General features: G+C 51.8%; 8 protein-coding genes and 1 pseudogene. 5 read left to right on the forward strand and 4 right to left on the reverse strand.

The window, feature by feature from the left end:
* Positions 1–148 precede the first annotated feature (148 nt).
* From aceE to lpdA, 3 genes are read left to right on the forward strand one after another with little or no spacing between them, the layout of a single operon-like run.
* Positions 149–2,860: a pyruvate dehydrogenase (acetyl-transferring), homodimeric type gene (aceE, locus tag E9531_RS15245; RefSeq protein ID WP_136574628.1), complete on the forward strand. Its 2,712-nt coding sequence runs from the start codon at positions 149–151 to the stop codon at positions 2,858–2,860.
* Between the two features lie 34 nt (positions 2,861–2,894).
* Positions 2,895–4,568 (forward strand): dihydrolipoyllysine-residue acetyltransferase, encoded by a 1,674-nt coding sequence (aceF, locus tag E9531_RS15250; RefSeq protein WP_136574629.1) that lies wholly within the window; start codon positions 2,895–2,897, stop codon positions 4,566–4,568.
* A gap of 18 nt (positions 4,569–4,586) precedes the next feature.
* On the forward strand, positions 4,587–6,437 hold the full coding sequence (lpdA, locus tag E9531_RS15255) for a dihydrolipoyl dehydrogenase (RefSeq protein ID WP_136574630.1): 1,851 nt from the start codon (positions 4,587–4,589) through the stop codon (positions 6,435–6,437).
* Between the two features lie 153 nt (positions 6,438–6,590).
* On the opposite strand, the gene E9531_RS15260 is transcribed toward lpdA, so the two are convergent.
* Together E9531_RS15260 and E9531_RS15265 are read right to left on the reverse strand one after the other, a co-directional pair.
* Complete coding sequence (locus E9531_RS15260) at positions 6,591–7,436, reverse strand: alpha/beta fold hydrolase (RefSeq protein ID WP_136574631.1); 846 nt, start codon at positions 7,434–7,436, stop codon at positions 6,591–6,593.
* On the reverse strand, positions 7,436–8,737 hold the full coding sequence (locus E9531_RS15265; protein ID WP_136574632.1) for an O-acetylhomoserine aminocarboxypropyltransferase: 1,302 nt from the start codon (positions 8,735–8,737) through the stop codon (positions 7,436–7,438). The genes E9531_RS15260 and E9531_RS15265 overlap by 1 nt, the downstream gene beginning before the upstream one ends.
* Positions 8,738–8,920: 183 nt before the next feature.
* Between E9531_RS15265 and E9531_RS15270 the strand changes: the two genes are divergently transcribed.
* Positions 8,921–9,373: a CBS domain-containing protein gene (locus tag E9531_RS15270; protein WP_136574633.1), complete on the forward strand. Its 453-nt coding sequence runs from the start codon at positions 8,921–8,923 to the stop codon at positions 9,371–9,373.
* A 226-nt stretch (positions 9,374–9,599) separates the two neighbouring features.
* Here the strand turns inward: E9531_RS15270 and E9531_RS15275 are convergent, their stop codons facing one another.
* Together E9531_RS15275 and E9531_RS15280 are read right to left on the reverse strand one after the other, a co-directional pair.
* Entirely contained in the window at positions 9,600–14,252 is a 4,653-nt protein-coding gene (locus tag E9531_RS15275; protein ID WP_158291814.1) for an isopeptide-forming domain-containing fimbrial protein, read from the reverse strand.
* A gap of 419 nt (positions 14,253–14,671) precedes the next feature.
* Positions 14,672–15,706, reverse strand: coding sequence for a helix-turn-helix domain-containing protein (locus tag E9531_RS15280; RefSeq protein WP_136574635.1), 1,035 nt, complete (start codon positions 15,704–15,706; stop codon positions 14,672–14,674).
* Between the two features lie 564 nt (positions 15,707–16,270).
* Here E9531_RS15280 and E9531_RS15285 point away from each other — a divergent pair.
* Positions 16,271–16,739, forward strand: a pseudogene (locus E9531_RS15285) (transposase); the annotation flags it as partial.
* Between the last annotated feature and the right edge of the window lie 34 nt (positions 16,740–16,773).

The raw sequence follows: 16,773 nt of genomic DNA on the forward strand, positions 1-16,773 counted from the left end.
TCACGGTGCCGTGTTGGAACGGAGTAGATTCATTGCAGAGCAATCGGGGAAGGTAAGCCCAATAGGGCAGAAAGGGCGGAAATGGACCGCCTGATTCTCCGCTGAGCGCCTGCAAGCAATGGTTTCAACCCCTTGGAGACTTATACAAATGAGTACGACTGACAAAGATGCAGCCGCGCGCCAGGCTGCGGATATCGATAACCAAGAAACCCGCGAATGGCTGGACGCTTTGTCCGCCGTCATTGACCGCGAGGGCGCTGAGCGCGCACATTTCTTGATTGAGCAAATGCTTGAGCTGGCGCGTCAGAACAGCATTGATCTGCCGTTTTCAGCCAATACGGGCTATGTCAACACGATTGAGCCTACACAAGAGGCGCGTTGTCCTGGCAATATTGCGATTGAAAAGCGCTTGCGCGCATACATGCGCTGGAACGCCATGGCCATGGTCGTGCGCGCCAACCGTATCAATCCTGCCGACGGCGGCGATTTGGGTGGCCATATCGGCTCCTTCGCATCTGTGGCCAGCATGTTTGGTGCCGGTTTTAACCACTTCTGGCATGCCGCTAACGAAAACCATGGCGGTGATTTGCTTTACATCCAAGGCCATAGCGCCCCAGGCATTTACGCCCGAGCCTTCCTGGAAGGCCGCTTGAGTGAAGAGCAATTGGATAACTTCCGTCAGGAAGTCGATGGCAAGGGGCTCTCAAGCTACCCACACCCTAAATTGATGCCGGAGTTCTGGCAATTCCCGACCGTATCGATGGGCTTGGGCCCGTTGATGGCGATTTACCAAGCCCGTTTCCTGAAGTATTTGCACGCTCGCGGCATTGCTAATACCGAAAACCGTAAGGTTTGGGTGTTCTGCGGTGATGGTGAGATGGACGAACCAGAATCGTTAGGCGCTATCAGTTTGGCTGCGCGTGAGAACTTGGACAATCTCGTGTTCGTGGTGAACTGCAACCTGCAGCGTCTCGATGGCCCGGTGCGCGGCAATGGCAAAATCATCCAAGAGCTTGAGGGCGAGTTCCGTGGTTCAGGCTGGAACGTGATCAAATTGCTGTGGGGCTACGGCTGGGATGAGTTGTTGGCGCGAGACAAGAGCGGTAAGCTCAAACAGCTGATGATGGAAACGCTTGATGGCGATTACCAAGCCATGAAGGCCAATGATGGCGCCTTTGTGCGCAAGAATTTCTTTGGCAAGTACCCAGAAACGGCCAAGTTGGTTGAGCACATGACCGACGAAGAAATTTTTGATTTGCGCCGTGGTGGCCATGAACCAGCCAAGGTATATGCCGCATTCCATGCTGCGCACAATAACAATACGGGGCAGCCAACCGTGTTGTTGGTGAAAACCGTTAAAGGTTACGGCATGGGCAAGGCCGGTGAAGGTAAAAATACCGTTCACCAAACCAAGAAGCTCAGTGACGAAGACATCAAGTACATTCGTGACCGCTTCAATATCCCAATTCCTGACAGCGAACTGGACAAAATTCCGTACTACAAACCAGCGGAAGACACGCCAGAAATGCGCTACCTGCATGAGCGTCGTGAAGCGTTGGGTGGTTATTTGCCTAAACGCCGCCCACAAGCGGAAGAGCAATTCACTGTGCCCGCGTTGGAGACTTTCAAGGCGGTTTTGGAACCCACAGCGGAAGGCCGTGAAATCTCTACGACTCAGGCGTATGTTCGCTTCCTGAACACGTTGTTGCGCGATCAGGCACTGGGCCCACGCGTGGTGCCGATTTTGGTGGATGAGGCTCGTACTTTCGGTATGGAAGGCTTGTTCCGCCAAATCGGGATTTACAACCCCAAAGGCCAGTTGTATACGCCTGTCGATAAAGACCAGGTGATGTACTACAAAGAGGACAAAGCCGGTCAAATTCTGCAAGAAGGCATCAACGAAGCCGGCGGTATGGCCAGCTGGATTGCGGCTGCCACGTCGTACTCGACGAACAACCGCATCATGATTCCGTTCTATGTGTATTACTCCATGTTCGGCTTCCAGCGTATTGGTGACTTCGCATGGGCAGCTGGCGACATGCAGGCGCGCGGCTTCTTGCTGGGTGGCACTTCTGGCCGTACCACATTGAATGGTGAAGGCTTGCAGCATGAAGATGGCCACAGCCATATCTTGGCAGGCACGATTCCGAACTGTATTAGCTATGACCCAACTTTTGCGCACGAAGTCGCCGTCATCATGCAAGACGGTTTGAAGCGCATGGTCGAGAAGCAAGAGAACGTGTTCTATTACATCACCTTGCTGAACGAAAACTACGCCATGCCTGGCTTGACTGCAGGCACCGAAGCGCAAATTCTCAAAGGCATGTACTTGCTCCAGCCTGCTGCAGAAGGCAAAGCACATCGCGTGAATTTGCTGGGTTCCGGCACCATTTTGCGTGAGTCAATGGCAGCGAAAGAGCTGCTCGAATCCGAATGGAATATTGCAGCAGATGTGTGGAGCTGCCCAAGCTTTAACGAGCTGACTCGCGATGGCCAAGATGTCGATCGCTGGAATTTGCTGCATCCCACAGAAACAGCGAAGAAATCGTTTGTGGAAGAGCAACTCTCTAAAACCAGTGGCCCCGTAATTGCTTCTACTGATTACATGAAGAACTATGCGGAGCAGATTCGCCAGTTCATTCCAAAAGGTCGTAGCTATAAGGTACTGGGCACTGACGGTTTTGGTCGCAGTGACTTCCGCTACAAACTGCGTGAGCACTTTGAGATCAATCGCCACTACATCGTGGTTGCAGCGCTCAAATCACTGGCTGATGAAGGTGCAATCCCAGCTGCGAAAGTCGCTGAGGCTATTGCCAAATACGGCATCAAGACCGACAAGATCAACCCTCTGTACGCGTAAATCAGCGCTACGTTCGTGATAAGGAGATAACACAATGGCACTGATAGACGTGAAAGTCCCTGACATTGGCGACTTCGATGAAGTGGCGGTGATTGAGGTTTTGGTGAAAGTGGGCGATACGGTGAAAGCCGAACAAAGCCTGATTACGGTGGAGTCTGACAAAGCCTCCATGGAGATTCCTTCCAGCCACGCGGGGGTGGTCAAGTCCATCTCCGTCAAATTGGGTGATAAAGTCAAACAAGGCTCGGTGATTGTTCAGGTTGAAGCAGAAGGTGCGGCTGATGCGGCTGCACCTGCCTCGGCGGCCCCAGCACCTGCGACTGCAGCCCCTGTTGCCGCCGCGCCTGTGCATGCACCCGCTAGCGCTCCTGCGGCCAAAGCAGCAGGCCCTGTAGAAGTGCGCGTGCCCGACATCGGTGACTTCAGCGATGTGGCGGTGATTGAGATTCTGGTCAAGGCAGGCGATACCGTGAAAGAGGAGCAAAGCCTGATCACGGTTGAGTCTGATAAAGCCTCGATGGAAATCCCTTCCAGCGCAGCTGGCGTGGTCGAGTCCCTCGCCATTAAGGTGGGCGACAAAATCAACAAAGGCGACTTGGTTGCCGTTTTGCAAGGCGTAGCAGGGGCAGCCGCTTCTGCCGTGGCTCCCGCTCCAGCAACAGTAGCCGCCCCCGTGGCCGCGCCTGTTCAGGCTTCTGCAGCGGTTAGTGCAGCACCAGCTGCAGTGGCCAATGTGCCGGCGCACCAGCCCACCACAACACCAGCGAGCAACCAGTTGCCACATGCATCGCCTTCGATTCGCAAGGCCGCACGTGAATTAGGCGTGCCGCTGGCAGAAGTCAAAGGCAGTGGCAGCAAAGGCCGTATCACGCTGGATGATTTGCAAAATTTCGTCAAAGCTGTCATGAGCGGCTCTGTGCGCACTGCAGCGCAAGGCGCAGCCCCTGCTGCTGGCGGCTCCGGCGTAGGGTTGGATTTGCTGCCTTGGCCGAAAGTGGATTTCACCAAGTTCGGCGAAGTGGAAGCCAAGCCGCTGTCGCGCATCAAGAAAATTTCTGGCGCTAATTTGTCGCGCAACTGGGTGATGATTCCTCATGTCACCAACAATGAGGAAGCCGACATCACTGAGTTGGAAGCGCTGCGCGTGCAGCTCAATGCAGAAAATGCCAAAGCCAAGAGCGATGTGAAGTTCACGATGCTGGCTTTCTTGATCAAGGCCTCGGTGGCTGCGCTCAAGAAGTTCCCCGAGTTCAATACCAGCTTGGATGGCGATAACCTCGTCTACAAGAAGTACTACAACATTGGTTTTGCTGCGGATACACCCAATGGCTTGGTCGTACCGGTGATTAAAAATGCAGACCAGAAAAGCTTGAGCCAAATCGCACTGGAGATGACGGAGCTCTCTGGAAAAGCACGTGCAGGCAAGTTGAGCCCCGCAGAAATGACTGGCGGTTGCTTCTCCATTTCGTCTTTGGGCGGGATTGGTGGCACCAGCTTCACGCCGATCATCAACGCGCCCGAAGTGGCTATTTTGGGTGTCAGCCGCTCAGCCATGAAACCCGTATGGAATGGCAAAGAGTTCGAGCCCCGCTTGATGTGCCCGCTGTCACTGTCGTATGACCATCGCGTGATCGACGGCGCTTCAGCTGCGCGTTTTAACGCTTATTTGGCACAAGTGCTGGCGGACTTCCGCCGCGTTCTGCTGTAATCGGGAAGGAGACTACTGATGGCAACCGTAGAAGTCAAAGTTCCTGATATTGGTGATTTCGATGAAGTCGCTGTGATTGAGGTGCTCGTCAAAGAAGGCGATACCGTCAAGGCCGAACAAAGCCTGATTACCGTCGAATCTGACAAGGCCTCAATGGAAATCCCCTCTAGTCATGCTGGCGTGGTCAAGTCTGTATTGGTCAAACTCGGCGACAAAGTCAAGCAAGGCTCCGTCATCATCGCAGTAGAGGCTGCAGAGGGTGGGGCAGTAGCGCCTACACTGACTGTTGCACCGGCAGCGCAAGCACCCGCCCCGAGCGCGGCGACAGCTGCACCTGTTGCTGCTGCAGTTCCTGCACCGGCAGGCTCCACCTACAGTGGTGCAGTGGATGTAGAGGCTGATGTGGTCGTGTTGGGTGGTGGTCCTGGCGGTTACTCGGCCGCTTTCCGCGCCGCCGACTTGGGTCTGAATGTCGTCCTGATCGAGCGCTACGCCAACTTGGGCGGCGTGTGCTTGAACGTGGGTTGCATTCCATCCAAAGCATTGCTGCACGTCGCGGCTGTGGTCGATGAGGTCAAGCACTTGGAAGTGGCTGGCGTCAAGTTTGGCGCGCCTGAGGTCAATATCGACCAACTGCGTGGTCATAAAGAAAAAGTCATCAGCAAACTGACTGGTGGCTTAGGGCAAATGGCCAAAATGCGCAAAGTCACCGTACTGCGCGGTTATGGGCAGTTTGTCGGCTCACACCACATTGAAGTGCAAGAAACCGCAGGCGAAGGCCAAGAGAAAACCGGCAGCAAGAAAATCGTTCAATTCAAGAACGCCATCATTGCCGCTGGTTCACAAGCCGTGCACCTGCCATTCATGCCCAAAGATGAACGGGTGGTTGACTCTACCGGCGCGCTGGACTTGAAGAGCGTGCCCAAACGCATGCTCATTTTGGGCGGCGGCATCATCGGCTTGGAAATGGGCACCGTATACAGCACGCTGGGCGCACGCCTAGATGTGGTGGAAATGATGGATGGCCTCATGCAGGGGGCTGACCGTGACTTGGTCAAAGTGTGGCAAAAAATGAATGCGCCGCGCTTTGACAACATCATGGTCAACACCAAAACTGTCGCAGCAGAAGCCACGCCTGAAGGCATCAAAGTTACTTTTGAACCTGCCAAAGAAGGCGTGACCGTGCCCGAGCCACAAACCTACGACCTCGTTCTTCAAGCCGTGGGCCGCACGCCCAATGGCAAGAAAATCGGTGCTGAGGCAGCGGGCGTGGCCGTGACGGACCGTGGCTTTATCGACGTCAACATTCAAATGCGCACCAATGTGCCGCACATCTTTGCCATTGGCGACATCGTAGGCCAGCCCATGTTGGCGCACAAAGCGGTGCACGAAGCGCACGTCGCAGCGGAAGTCATCGCCGGGGAGCAACAAGGCAATAAGGAGCTGGCATCCGCCGCGTTCAATGCTCGCGTGATTCCAAGCGTGGCGTACACCGACCCTGAAGTCGCATGGGTGGGCTTGACTGAAGACCAAGCCAAAATCCAAGGCATCAAAGTCAAAAAAGGCTTGTTCCCATGGGTGGCATCAGGCCGCGCCATTGCCAATGGCCGTGACGAAGGCGTAACCAAACTGCTGTTTGATGACAGCCCTGAGGCACATGGCCATGGCCGTATCTTGGGCGGCGGCATCGTCGGCACCCATGCGGGAGACATGATTGGAGAGATTGCACTGGCCATTGAAATGGGCGCTGACGAAGTGGACATTGGTAAGACCATCCACCCGCACCCAACGCTGGGTGAGTCCATCGGCATGGCTGCAGAGGTGGCGCATGGTTCTTGTACGGACGTGCCTCCGGTGAAAAAGCGCTGAATCAACACATTCAGTGTGTGATCAAAGCCCCTTGTGTAGATACGCCAAGGGGTTTTTTTACGAGTTTGCTGTGCTGAAAACTGAGTCGCACTGTTGATTGGCACACAACACGAATACGGTGTTTTTGGCTGTGCTGCCGGTTGTCCGCGGGCTTCAGCGTAAAATTGATTGCAATACTTGTAACGTTGCTTCGGGGGCTTCTGTCATCATGTTGTGGCCAGCATGAATGCTTTGACTTTGCAGCGCAACTGCTGCATTTTGTGCGGCTTCAACCAATGGTCGTGCGGCTCTGGCTGGTGTCATTTGGTCTAGCGTACCGCTGAGAATGAGTGTTTCCGCTTTGACAGCCGCCATGGAGGTTGGTCCGTTGTTGTAGCTGTTGCATGCAACAAAGCCTTTGTGAAACACGTTTTCTTGTTGGTTGCTGCGCAGTACGCGTCTGCCCAACGCCATGCCCATACCATAAGGCCAAGTGCCTGGGCCAAGGGCTGATGGTGGCGGTGCTAAGGTATGGCGCGAAAATACGTTGACCAAATGCAGGGCTTTTTCTGGCGCGTTGAGTGACCAGTCGAGCAGTACATCAGAGACGGCCATAGGCGCAGCTGTCCCCAGTAGCGCAAGTTTGCCAATACGATGGCCTAAGCGTGCCGCGACCTCAAGTGCAATGAGCGAGCCAAAGCTATGGCCTATAAGCGAAACAGTGTTTTGTGCGGGTAACTGTGCAATCAAGGTTTCAACCGTGCTGGCTGCATCTTCCACAGAGGCAGGGGCCGCGCCTGTGCTTTTACTGTGGCCGGGCAGGTCAATGGCCAATACATTCCAGCCATGGTGTGCAAAGTAGCGGCTTTGCAGTGCCCAGACGGAATGGTCGTTGAGCACACCGTGAATGAAGATGAGATAGGGTTGCTCAGGGCGATGCGGGGTGCCTCCTGTGTAGGCATAAAGGACGTTGTTGCCAATAGCGTAGCGCTGCGAAGTTTGGGTGGTTTGTTTAGCCATTACACACCTGCCTTTTCTGCCACTTTGAGCGCGCGTTTGAGGTCGTCAATCAGGTCGCTTGGATCTTCCAGGCCAATAGACAGGCGAATAGTACCTTGGCTGATGCCTGCGCCTTGAAGTGCTTGGTCGTCCATTCTGAAATGTGTGGTACTGGCCGGATGGATGACCAAGCTACGGCAGTCACCGACATTGGCTAAATGGCTGAAAATGCGCAATGCGTCTACAAAAGCTTTACCCTGTGCACGAGAGCCTTTGATGTCAAAGCTAAATACCGAGGCAACTCCTTTGGGGAGTAAGCGTTGGGCTAATTGGTGGCTGGGGTGCGACTCCAGCAAAGGGTGTCCAACGCGAGTAACCATGGGGTGTTGCGCCAGAAATTCCACGACCTTCTCGGTATTTGCAATGTGTTGGCGCATGCGCAGCGATAAGGTTTCTACGCCTTGCAAAATCAGCCATGCGGTGTGCGGACTCATACTGGCGCCAAAGTCGCGCAGACCTTCGCGGCGTGCGCGCAAAGAAAAGGCGCCTACCGTAGCTTCTTCGCTGAAAACCATCTGATGGAAACCATCGTAAGGCGCACTCAACTCAGGAAAGAGGCCTGATGATTCCCAGTCAAATGTGCCGCCATCAACAACTACTCCACCAATGACCGTGCCATGGCCTGAGAGAAATTTGGTGGCGGAGTGGTACACCAAGTCCGCCCCCAATGCGAGTGGTTGCATCAAGTAGGGCGTGGTGAAGGTTGAATCCACCAAGAGTGGCACGCGTGCTTGATGGGCGATATCCGCCACAGCGGGAATGTTCAGGACATCCAGGCCTGGGTTGCCCACGGTTTCGCCAAAAAGCAGGCGCGTGTTGGGCCGAATGGCGGCTTTCCATGCATCAAGATCGCTTGGGTGCACGAAGGTGGTTTCAATACCAAAGCGGCGCAAGGTGTAGTTCAGCAGGTTTTGAGAGCCGCCATAAATGGCGCTACTGGCCACAATGTGTGCGCCAGCGCCCATCAAAGTGGCAACGCTCAAGTGCAATGCGGCTTGGCCGCTCGCGGTGGCAATGGCGCTTGCTGCTCCCTCCAATGCGGCTATACGCTGCTCAAAGACCGCATTGGTAGGGTTGCTGATGCGCGAGTAAACATGGCCTGCGCGCTCCATATTGAACAGCGATGCAGCATGCTCGGATGATTCAAAAACGAATGATGTACTGAGGTGAATGGGGACTGCTCTGGCCCCGGTGCTGGGGTCTGGGGCTGCACCAGCATGTAGACTGAGCGTATCAAAGCCTGGATCGTTGTAACCAGCCATAGGGTCAATGTCTCCTGATATTTGCAGGTAAAAATACGATGAATACAGCCATTGTGGGCTATATTCCTGTCAATTTCTGTCACGCATGAAAGAGGTTTCTTTTACATGCGTTTTTGCATTGCAAGATGTGCGCAAATAGGCCCAAATAGCGCACACATACCCAGATGATAAGGAGATCAGAAAATGAAAGTCAGCGACATCCTGCGCGTCAAAGGCAATACGCTGTATACCGTCCATGCCGATGAGTCCTTATCGGTTGCGGTTGAAACCATGGCAGAACGCGATATTGGCTCTTTGGTCGTGGTTGAGCATGGCGAGGTGGTTGGCATTTTGACCTTCCGTGAAGTGATTGTGGCGATGGTCAAACATGCCAACGTGCTGGATAAAGTCTCTGTTCGTGCGCATATGGATGAAGCGCCGATGAGCTGTACCCAAGAAACGTCACTGGACGAAGTGCGCCGCATGATGCTCGATCGCCATGCGCGCTACATGCCCGTGATTGACAACCGCACGTTGATGGGGGTAATCAGCTTTTACGATGTAGCCAAGGCAGTGGTAGATAGCCAAAATCTGGAAAACAAATTACTCAAAGCTTATATCCGTGACTGGCCGGAAGAGGGCGCTGAGCTGAAGTAAGCAAACCAAATTTGAGCTACGATCCGAGAGACTGCCTTAGCCACTACCGTTTCTGTCATCTCTCCCTATCTGTATGGATGGTGAATACTCAATAAAAAAAGCGCCTGTTTAGGCGCTTTTTTGTTAGGAAGAGGGCCGACGCAAGCATTCTTGTATGGCGTCGGCGGTAATGGTTTTGGCATTGAAAGTGCCAAAACCATTCATGCTAAAGCGGCAATTTTTGCGCTTAGTTTTGGCGTGCCACAGAGCGGCGACGGGCTGCAAAAGCAAAGATGATTGCCATCAAGCCCAGTAAGGCGCCAGGGTGGTTGACAGGAACGGCCACAACTTCTTTTCTCTCCATTGGCAAGTCAACCTCGTCAATGTTGTTGTCAGGGTTGTAGTCTTTGTCATTGGAGACAACCGCTTTTGCTGGCAAGGTGATTTCTTTGATGTCTTCCTTGACTTTCACTGGCAGTGAGAAATCAACGCTTTCACCTGGCATCAGCTCGCCGACTTGGCAGAGGACAATATGGCTGTCTTCATCGTAGGTGCAGGCTGGAGGCAGTTTTGTCAGGTCTAACTCAGTGCCTGGGGGCAGGGTGATCGTCACGGTCGATGGAGTACTGGTCCGGGTTGGATCGGTTTCAACGTTGGTAACGGTAACCAAGTAAGTCAACTCTTCGCCCGGTTTGACTGGTGTTTTGTTGTCGCGGTCGACGACGGTGATGCCGACAGACAAATCAACCTCCACGTTGCGGGTCGGAACCGTAATGGTGCTGGTGTCATTGTCAGGATTGGTATCCTTAGGTGCACTCACTGTTGCGGTATTGCTGATTTCTTGCCCAATGCTGATGACTTGCGTTTCGAGTTGGATGCTGGTGCTTTGCTCAGGAGCAAGAACACCAACTTGGCACACCAAAGTGCGACTGGTTTCGGTGTAAGCACAGCGATCGTTAGGGAAAGCAGTCAACTCCAACGCGGGTGGAATCACATCCGTCGCGGTGGCCGAGCGACTGGTGTCGCTGGTCGATTCGTTGCGAATGGTCAATGAATAAGTCAACGTATCGCCCACATCTAGGATTGCATCGTTAGCCACGCCTACGGTTGTCTTAAAAATAGAGAGATCCGCTTCTTCTTTGGGCAGCGTGACTGAGGCTTTGTCCTCGTTATTGCTTTCATCGGGGTCGCCCGGGCTGACTAATTGCGCTGTGTTGGTGATCTCGTCTGCATTTGCAGGCAAGTTCACAACACGTGCCTTAAATTCAAATGAGGTTTCAGCTCCTGCAGCCAAATCGGTCACAGTACAGGTGAGTGTGCGGGAGCTTTCTTCATAACGGCAACCGTTTGGCGGTGCTCCATCGAGCGCCAAATAAGGTGGCAGCACATCGGTCACAATCGCATTGCCATTGACCAAATCATTTCGAGGGTCGCCTTGTGGGTCTTCCTCATTCTTCACAACGAGGCGGTAGGTGATGACATCTTCCATGCTCACTGCAGCGGGTTGAGGCGCTTGAACAGTTTTGGTGAGCGACAAATCCACGAAACGCAATGCGTCAGGATCACTGACCGAGGCGGGGTCGTAGGTCGAGGTACGATCGCGTGTGCTGTTGTTGCGGCTAGTGTCTAGACCGCTGTTGAGTCTTTCCACATCAGCAGAAACAGTGGCGTTGTGGTTAACAGTGCCTACAGCGCGGCCATCCAGCAGTTCAACGGGCTTCATTGTGAAGCGAATTTGAACGGTCTCGTTTGGCGCCATCCAAGGGAAATCACACACGACGGCACCAGAGGTAGCTCCTTGAGCAGGCACTTTGCAATTGTCTGCACTGAATCGGCTAACACCTGTTACGCCTACCAATTTGACGAATTCAAACGCGGCGGTTGAGCCACTGGCAGGGAATGCGTTTTCCATGTGAACGCCCGTGGCATAAGACGTAGATGCGCCACTATTGGTTACCGTGATGGTGTATTGGGTTTCTTCGTCTTTTAACTTAAGACCATCATCGGAGTGTTGCATGCTGATGAGAACATCCACATTGGGTTCATCCAACGGGATGGATGTATTGGCTGTGTTGTTGTCCTTGGTAATCTCAGGGGTAACTGTGCTAACTACCGCAGAGGATTTGAGCGTATCCGCATAGCCTTCACCTGCTGAGCGTACAAGATAACTAATGGCTTCCTGATTGTTTTCAGTTAAAACAAAAGATTCAGGCCAAGTGCAAGTTAAGGTGTTGTTACTGGCGGTGATCTCCATGCCGTCTGTAGGAGCGAGTCCTCCGTTCAGTGTGCATTCGCCACCCCCTCCGACTGTTGCTGCAGAACCGACCCAGAATGTACCAATAGGCAGTGTTTCAACCACCTTAATGCCACGAGCGGCAGACGGGCCATGGTTTTTTGCTGTTATGGTGTAAGTAATCGCTTGACCAGCAGCAGCTTTTTCAAGAGAGGCTGTACGTGACAAACGCACATCGGTCAATGCTGTAAGTGTGACTTCTGCACTGTCTGAGTTGTTTTTAGAATTGCTGTCTGCCGTGTCTTCTGAGCTAACAGTTGCGGTATTCGTAATCTTGTTGCTTGGCTCGGAATTACTGGTTGGATCGACGTACTGGCGTGCCTTGATGACAACGGTGTATTCATCGGTATCGCTAACGGGGACGTTAGTGAATGTGCAGGTGACTTTGGCACTTTTATCGTTGTTGGTTCCTGAGAGCTTGCAAAGGCCTGTTGCGTCATCTCCATTGGGGTGTGCTGCTGTCACTTCAATAAATCGATCGTTGTCGTACTTGGGGAAATTCCAAGGCGCACCAGCATAGTTATCGATAATCAGATTATTGATTGTGTCTTCCACAACCACTGTTTTCGCTGTTTGGGTGAATTCTGTACTAACCGTCTGGTTTTTCATTTTCAAGGTGTAGACCACCTCTGCGCCACTGACCGCATTACCAGATACCTGTGCAGATTTTTCAATCATCAGGTCTGCAGATTTTGTAGAGAAGTTAACGCTCGCTTCATTCGATACGGCATTCTCGAAATTCCCTCCACGCCCGTCGACACCAACCAGTTTCGCCGTGTTTTTCACAGTGGCAAAGCTGTTGGGGTCAGCAAGTGTGGCGTGCACATTCAGCTTGAGCTGCGTGGTGGCATTTTTGGCAAGGCCGTTGGCAAAGGTGCAGGTCACGAGGTTGCTCGCATCGGCATCTGCGCATTTCCAGCCAGCTGTGGCTGAGTCTGTATCTAGGCCATCAAAAGTCAGGCGTTCGTCTAGTTGGTCGTGGACCGTGATGGTTTGCCCAGGCAGCACATCAAGGGGGCCTTCATTTTTGACAGTGATGGTGTAGCTGTATGGCTGGCCTGAGGCAACTACAGAATCAGAGCGGGTTTTGTTGATGGATAACCGCACATTGTTAGAGATTTCAACGACAGCTTTAGCGCTATTGTTGATTTTTGCGACATCGGTTTCATTGCTTGCGGAAACAGCAGCGTTGTTTTCAACCTTTTCACCAGCTTTGGTAGCCGATACGGCAAGTTCGCCTTTAATAGTGACGACTGGATAAGTGCCATTGCTTGGCATAACACCTTCGTAGTCGCAGGTGACGGTTTGGCCAGCGACCGTACAATTCCAGTCTGCGCCACCACTGGCTTCGATACCGCTGATGCTGTCAGGCAACGTATCTTTCAGCTGGACGTTTTCTGGTATAGCAACGCTGCCTGATACCCGACTGGCTGTCAGTGTGTAGGTGACGGGGACAGATCCGCCGGCTGCCAAAGCATCAACTACGCTAGGCGAAACCCGTTTGGCTAACGCCATGTCCAGTGCATTGTTGGTTGCAACAGCAATACTGACATGAGTACTGTTGTTGTCGCTTTCTGATTCTTCAAACGTTTGCCCTCCTGCGCGTAGTCCTGTGACCGATGCGGTAGCAGCAACGGTGCCTGATGCATTGAGCAATACGGGGATTGTCAATGGGGGCAGCGAACTTCCTTTTGCAATTTTTTGACCAGCGGGTACTGTGTATGTGCACTCCTGCACTGCTACAGGCGGGTTTGTCTCGCTATCTTCTTTTTGTTGACAGTTCCAACCGTTCCCGCTGGGTGTGCTCTGAAAGGCTGTGCCGCTAGGCAATGGAAAACGCACAACAGCCATTTCCCCAGCCTTGAGATCAAAGGCGTACTCGCTGTTGGCGTTGCTTGCTACCAAGGTGTAGAAAACCACATCGCCTTGTTTATAGGAGCCTGATTCCGTAGGCGATGTGAATGCAATAGCCAAATCGGCGGCTTCGTAGGTTGTTACGTTGCGTTCGATATTGCTATGATTGGGGCTTTCAGAACTTTGATCAGGATCGACATTGCTTGCGCTGCTGGCCGATGCGTAGGCTTTCCATTCAGTTCCTTCACTAGGCAAGCGTACATGAAAGTCGACCTCCACGAATTTAGTGAAATTCACGCCTGATACGGTGCAGTGAATTGGAGTGGTGAATTCCCCCTCCAGAGTCGGGGCTGCAATGACAGCTCCAATAGTTGGCGCATCTGTGCACTTCACGTTAGCAGAAGCTTCCGTCGAAGAAGTACCTAGAAACAGTGCTCCTGCAGGCAGCGATTGCGATAGCACTACATCATCGAGAACGGCATCTGTAGCGGCGCCGTTCAATTTAATTTTTGCACGGTAGACGAATTCACCCCCGGCTGGCCCATCTACAACACCTGTAACCGATTCGGTCGTTGGATTGGCAAAAAATGCTTCGTGATTAACCAGAATGTCATAGTTTGTAGCGGCATGTGCCGTACATGCAAGGCCAAGACTGATGACTAATGCACTGGTTTTTGCCAGTGGTGCGTAGCGCAGGTTCTTCAAGACAGAAAAATGCGCGCGATTGCTCGCGCGCCATTCACGGTGTTTCATTAGAGTCCTCATAAAGTTCACAAATGAAACATCAATGCTTTCCTTGCAGTGTGGAGATGGCCTCTCTTTCCAACTCCGTTGTGCATGCTGCCATGCCTGAACCCCATTCAATTCAGTATTTTTTAACCTGCTCACTACAACAGGCCTAATGCATTTCGTTCACGAAACACGCGGATGCCTAACAAGCGAAAGTGTCGGCATCAATACTTGAGTTGGATGTTGTCGATGGGTGGGGACGCTTTGACGCTGCAGGACGCCTGCAGACGATGGGGAAGCATCAATATTTCTAATTTAATTGTGAAATTTTTGATAAAAATTGTCCCATCAGTCTGTCTCTATTCATCAGGCATTTCATCTCAATTGATGGTCTGGCTTGTCATGTTCGGCCCATGAGTGCATGACACCAACAGCACGAGGGGTTATACGGTACTTAATTTTTTTTGATGCAGATTGGCGAGCATTTCGTGTGCCAATGTTGAGTCCTCATGCAGGTTTGCTGTTTTACGTTTTTTACGTAACTCAGAAGGAGTCGTGCCATACCGCCCTGTGAATGCGCGTAGAAACTGCTGGTCGCTTGAAAACCCCCAGCTATACAGCAGGCTGCTCAAGTTAAGCTCGAAGTCAGCTTGCAATAAGTCGCGATAGCAGCCATCGAGGCGCTGATCCCGTATGTAGGCTACGACGCCTCCGTGTTCGGCAAAGAGCCTGTAGAGCGTTGCTCTTGCAACATGAAATTCGTCCAGTAAGCCTTGAACACCAAGCTCTTGCTCTCGCAAATGTTGTCGAATGAAAGTTTTAATGCGTTGCCGAAGCACTTCATCTGGAGACGAGTGCATCGCACTGATGAGACTGCGGAATTGGCTGTTCAGGATGTCGACAGTCATTTCTTGTGCAGCAATGAATTCCTCTTCAGGCATTTGTTTGGTCTCGCGGTGTAAGCCTTGTAGGTAATGGCGAAACAGGCGAGCGCCGGTAACTTGATCATGTAGCACAAACCCATGAAGACGCTCTGTTTGTAAGCTGCTGTCGAGCGCATTTTTAGGGAGAAATAGTGTTTGACTATGACCGCCGTTTGGTGATGCAAGGTCGTAGCCATAAGCGAGATCCGAGACCAGTATCTCGCCGGATTTCACTTCTATTTTCTTAATTTCTCCGGCTGTTGACTCTGAGTGACCAAAGACCCCCCCGTCAACCATCAGGCTAATGCCAATTTGATCGCGCGTTGCCATCTGTGTTTGGCGTTTCCCGCGCTTCACCCGAGTGGCATTGAAATGGTTCTGGCCAAGGGTCATTCCTGCCCAGATCGTCATATCAACTTGTATATCTAATTCTGCACCTTGTTGCAGTGGACTAAGTTCAAAAACCGGCTCCATTAATGCCACTGCTGCATCATTCCTAATTGCTGCAGGCAGTGTTTTTGTTGAGAAATGCAGATGCTGTAATCGGGAAGGCATTGAGAATGTCTCTTAAGCAAAATGAACTTGAATTGTTTTGCTTATGGCTTAATGAAACACTTTGATGCAATAGCATCAAAAATGTTATAAAACTGCAAACGATAGGGAGCGTGCCTTTTGAAAGCAACTAGAAAGTAAAACAATTGGTGATTTTACCGTCATTAACATTGTTGTGCGATGTTCTTACTTGTCTCTAATTTGAATTGTGATTGGGAAATTGGGGTGAGTTGAACTTATAGAGTAAGTTACTCAACGTAAAGTAAAATTTTTTATCGTTAAGGCGGAGTATTGTTTTCTTTGTGTTGTTTCTTTAATTACAATTTATTTCTTGTTTTATCTGCGTGAAAGTGTTATTTTGCATTTAATTGACATTTCCATTTAATCAATGGAGGTTTAATTTTTTTATCTTTTTGGGGGTGTTAGTGATTTGGAAGATTATTTATTTTTTGCAATAAAAAATTGCAAATTAATACAGTCAAAGATTTCATGTTTTTCTGGGGAATTGATTTAGGTAACCCTACAAAAGTGCGTTACACCGGTTGAGTCTGTGAAATATTCCGTTTCATGACACAAACAAGTCTTGGAGGTGGGGTTGAGTTGAGCAGCAAGAGAGCATGTAAACGTGAGTTTCTTGAAGAGATGGAGCGCGCAGTTCCCTGGGCTGAGCTGGTGGCGCTGGTTCAAGCCCATCAAAGCCCAAAGGGACATGGCAGACCCAGCTTTGCCATCGAAAACATGTTGCGTATTCACTTTCTGCAGCAATGGTTCAACCTCTCAGACCCAGCCATGGAGAGGTGTTGTATGACACGCCCCTTTCAGCCACTTCGCACAGCTCGATGCCAGCAATCTTTGCCTGCGAATTTTGGCAACAGTCAACGCCATTCTCAAAGAGAAAAATCTACTGCTGCAGCGCGGCACGGTGGTTGACGCCACACTGATAGCCGCGCCCAGCTCCACCAAGAACAAAGAAGGTCAACGAGACCCGCAGATGCATCAAAGCAAGAAAGGCCATCAGTGGTACTTTGGAATGAAGTGAATCGCACCGGTATCCGTGGAGGCTGAATCTC

Source organism: Lampropedia puyangensis, assembly GCF_004833285.1.
GTDB lineage: Bacteria > Pseudomonadota > Gammaproteobacteria > Burkholderiales > Burkholderiaceae_C > Lampropedia > Lampropedia puyangensis.

Bases quoted from the DNA above. Each gene is read 5' to 3' on its own strand.
- aceE (WP_136574628.1), top strand. From the start codon at position 149: ATGAGTACGACTGACAAAGATGCAGCCGCGCGCCAGGCTGCGGATATC.
- aceF (WP_136574629.1), top strand. From the start codon at position 2,895: ATGGCACTGATAGACGTGAAAGTCCCTGACATTGGCGACTTCGATGAA.
- lpdA (WP_136574630.1), top strand. From the start codon at position 4,587: ATGGCAACCGTAGAAGTCAAAGTTCCTGATATTGGTGATTTCGATGAA.
- E9531_RS15260 (WP_136574631.1), bottom strand. From the start codon at position 7,436: ATGGCTAAACAAACCACCCAAACTTCGCAGCGCTACGCTATTGGCAAC.
- E9531_RS15265 (WP_136574632.1), bottom strand. From the start codon at position 8,737: ATGGCTGGTTACAACGATCCAGGCTTTGATACGCTCAGTCTACATGCT.
- E9531_RS15270 (WP_136574633.1), top strand. From the start codon at position 8,921: ATGAAAGTCAGCGACATCCTGCGCGTCAAAGGCAATACGCTGTATACC.
- E9531_RS15275 (WP_158291814.1), bottom strand. From the start codon at position 14,252: ATGAAACACCGTGAATGGCGCGCGAGCAATCGCGCGCATTTTTCTGTC.
- E9531_RS15280 (WP_136574635.1), bottom strand. From the start codon at position 15,706: ATGCCTTCCCGATTACAGCATCTGCATTTCTCAACAAAAACACTGCCT.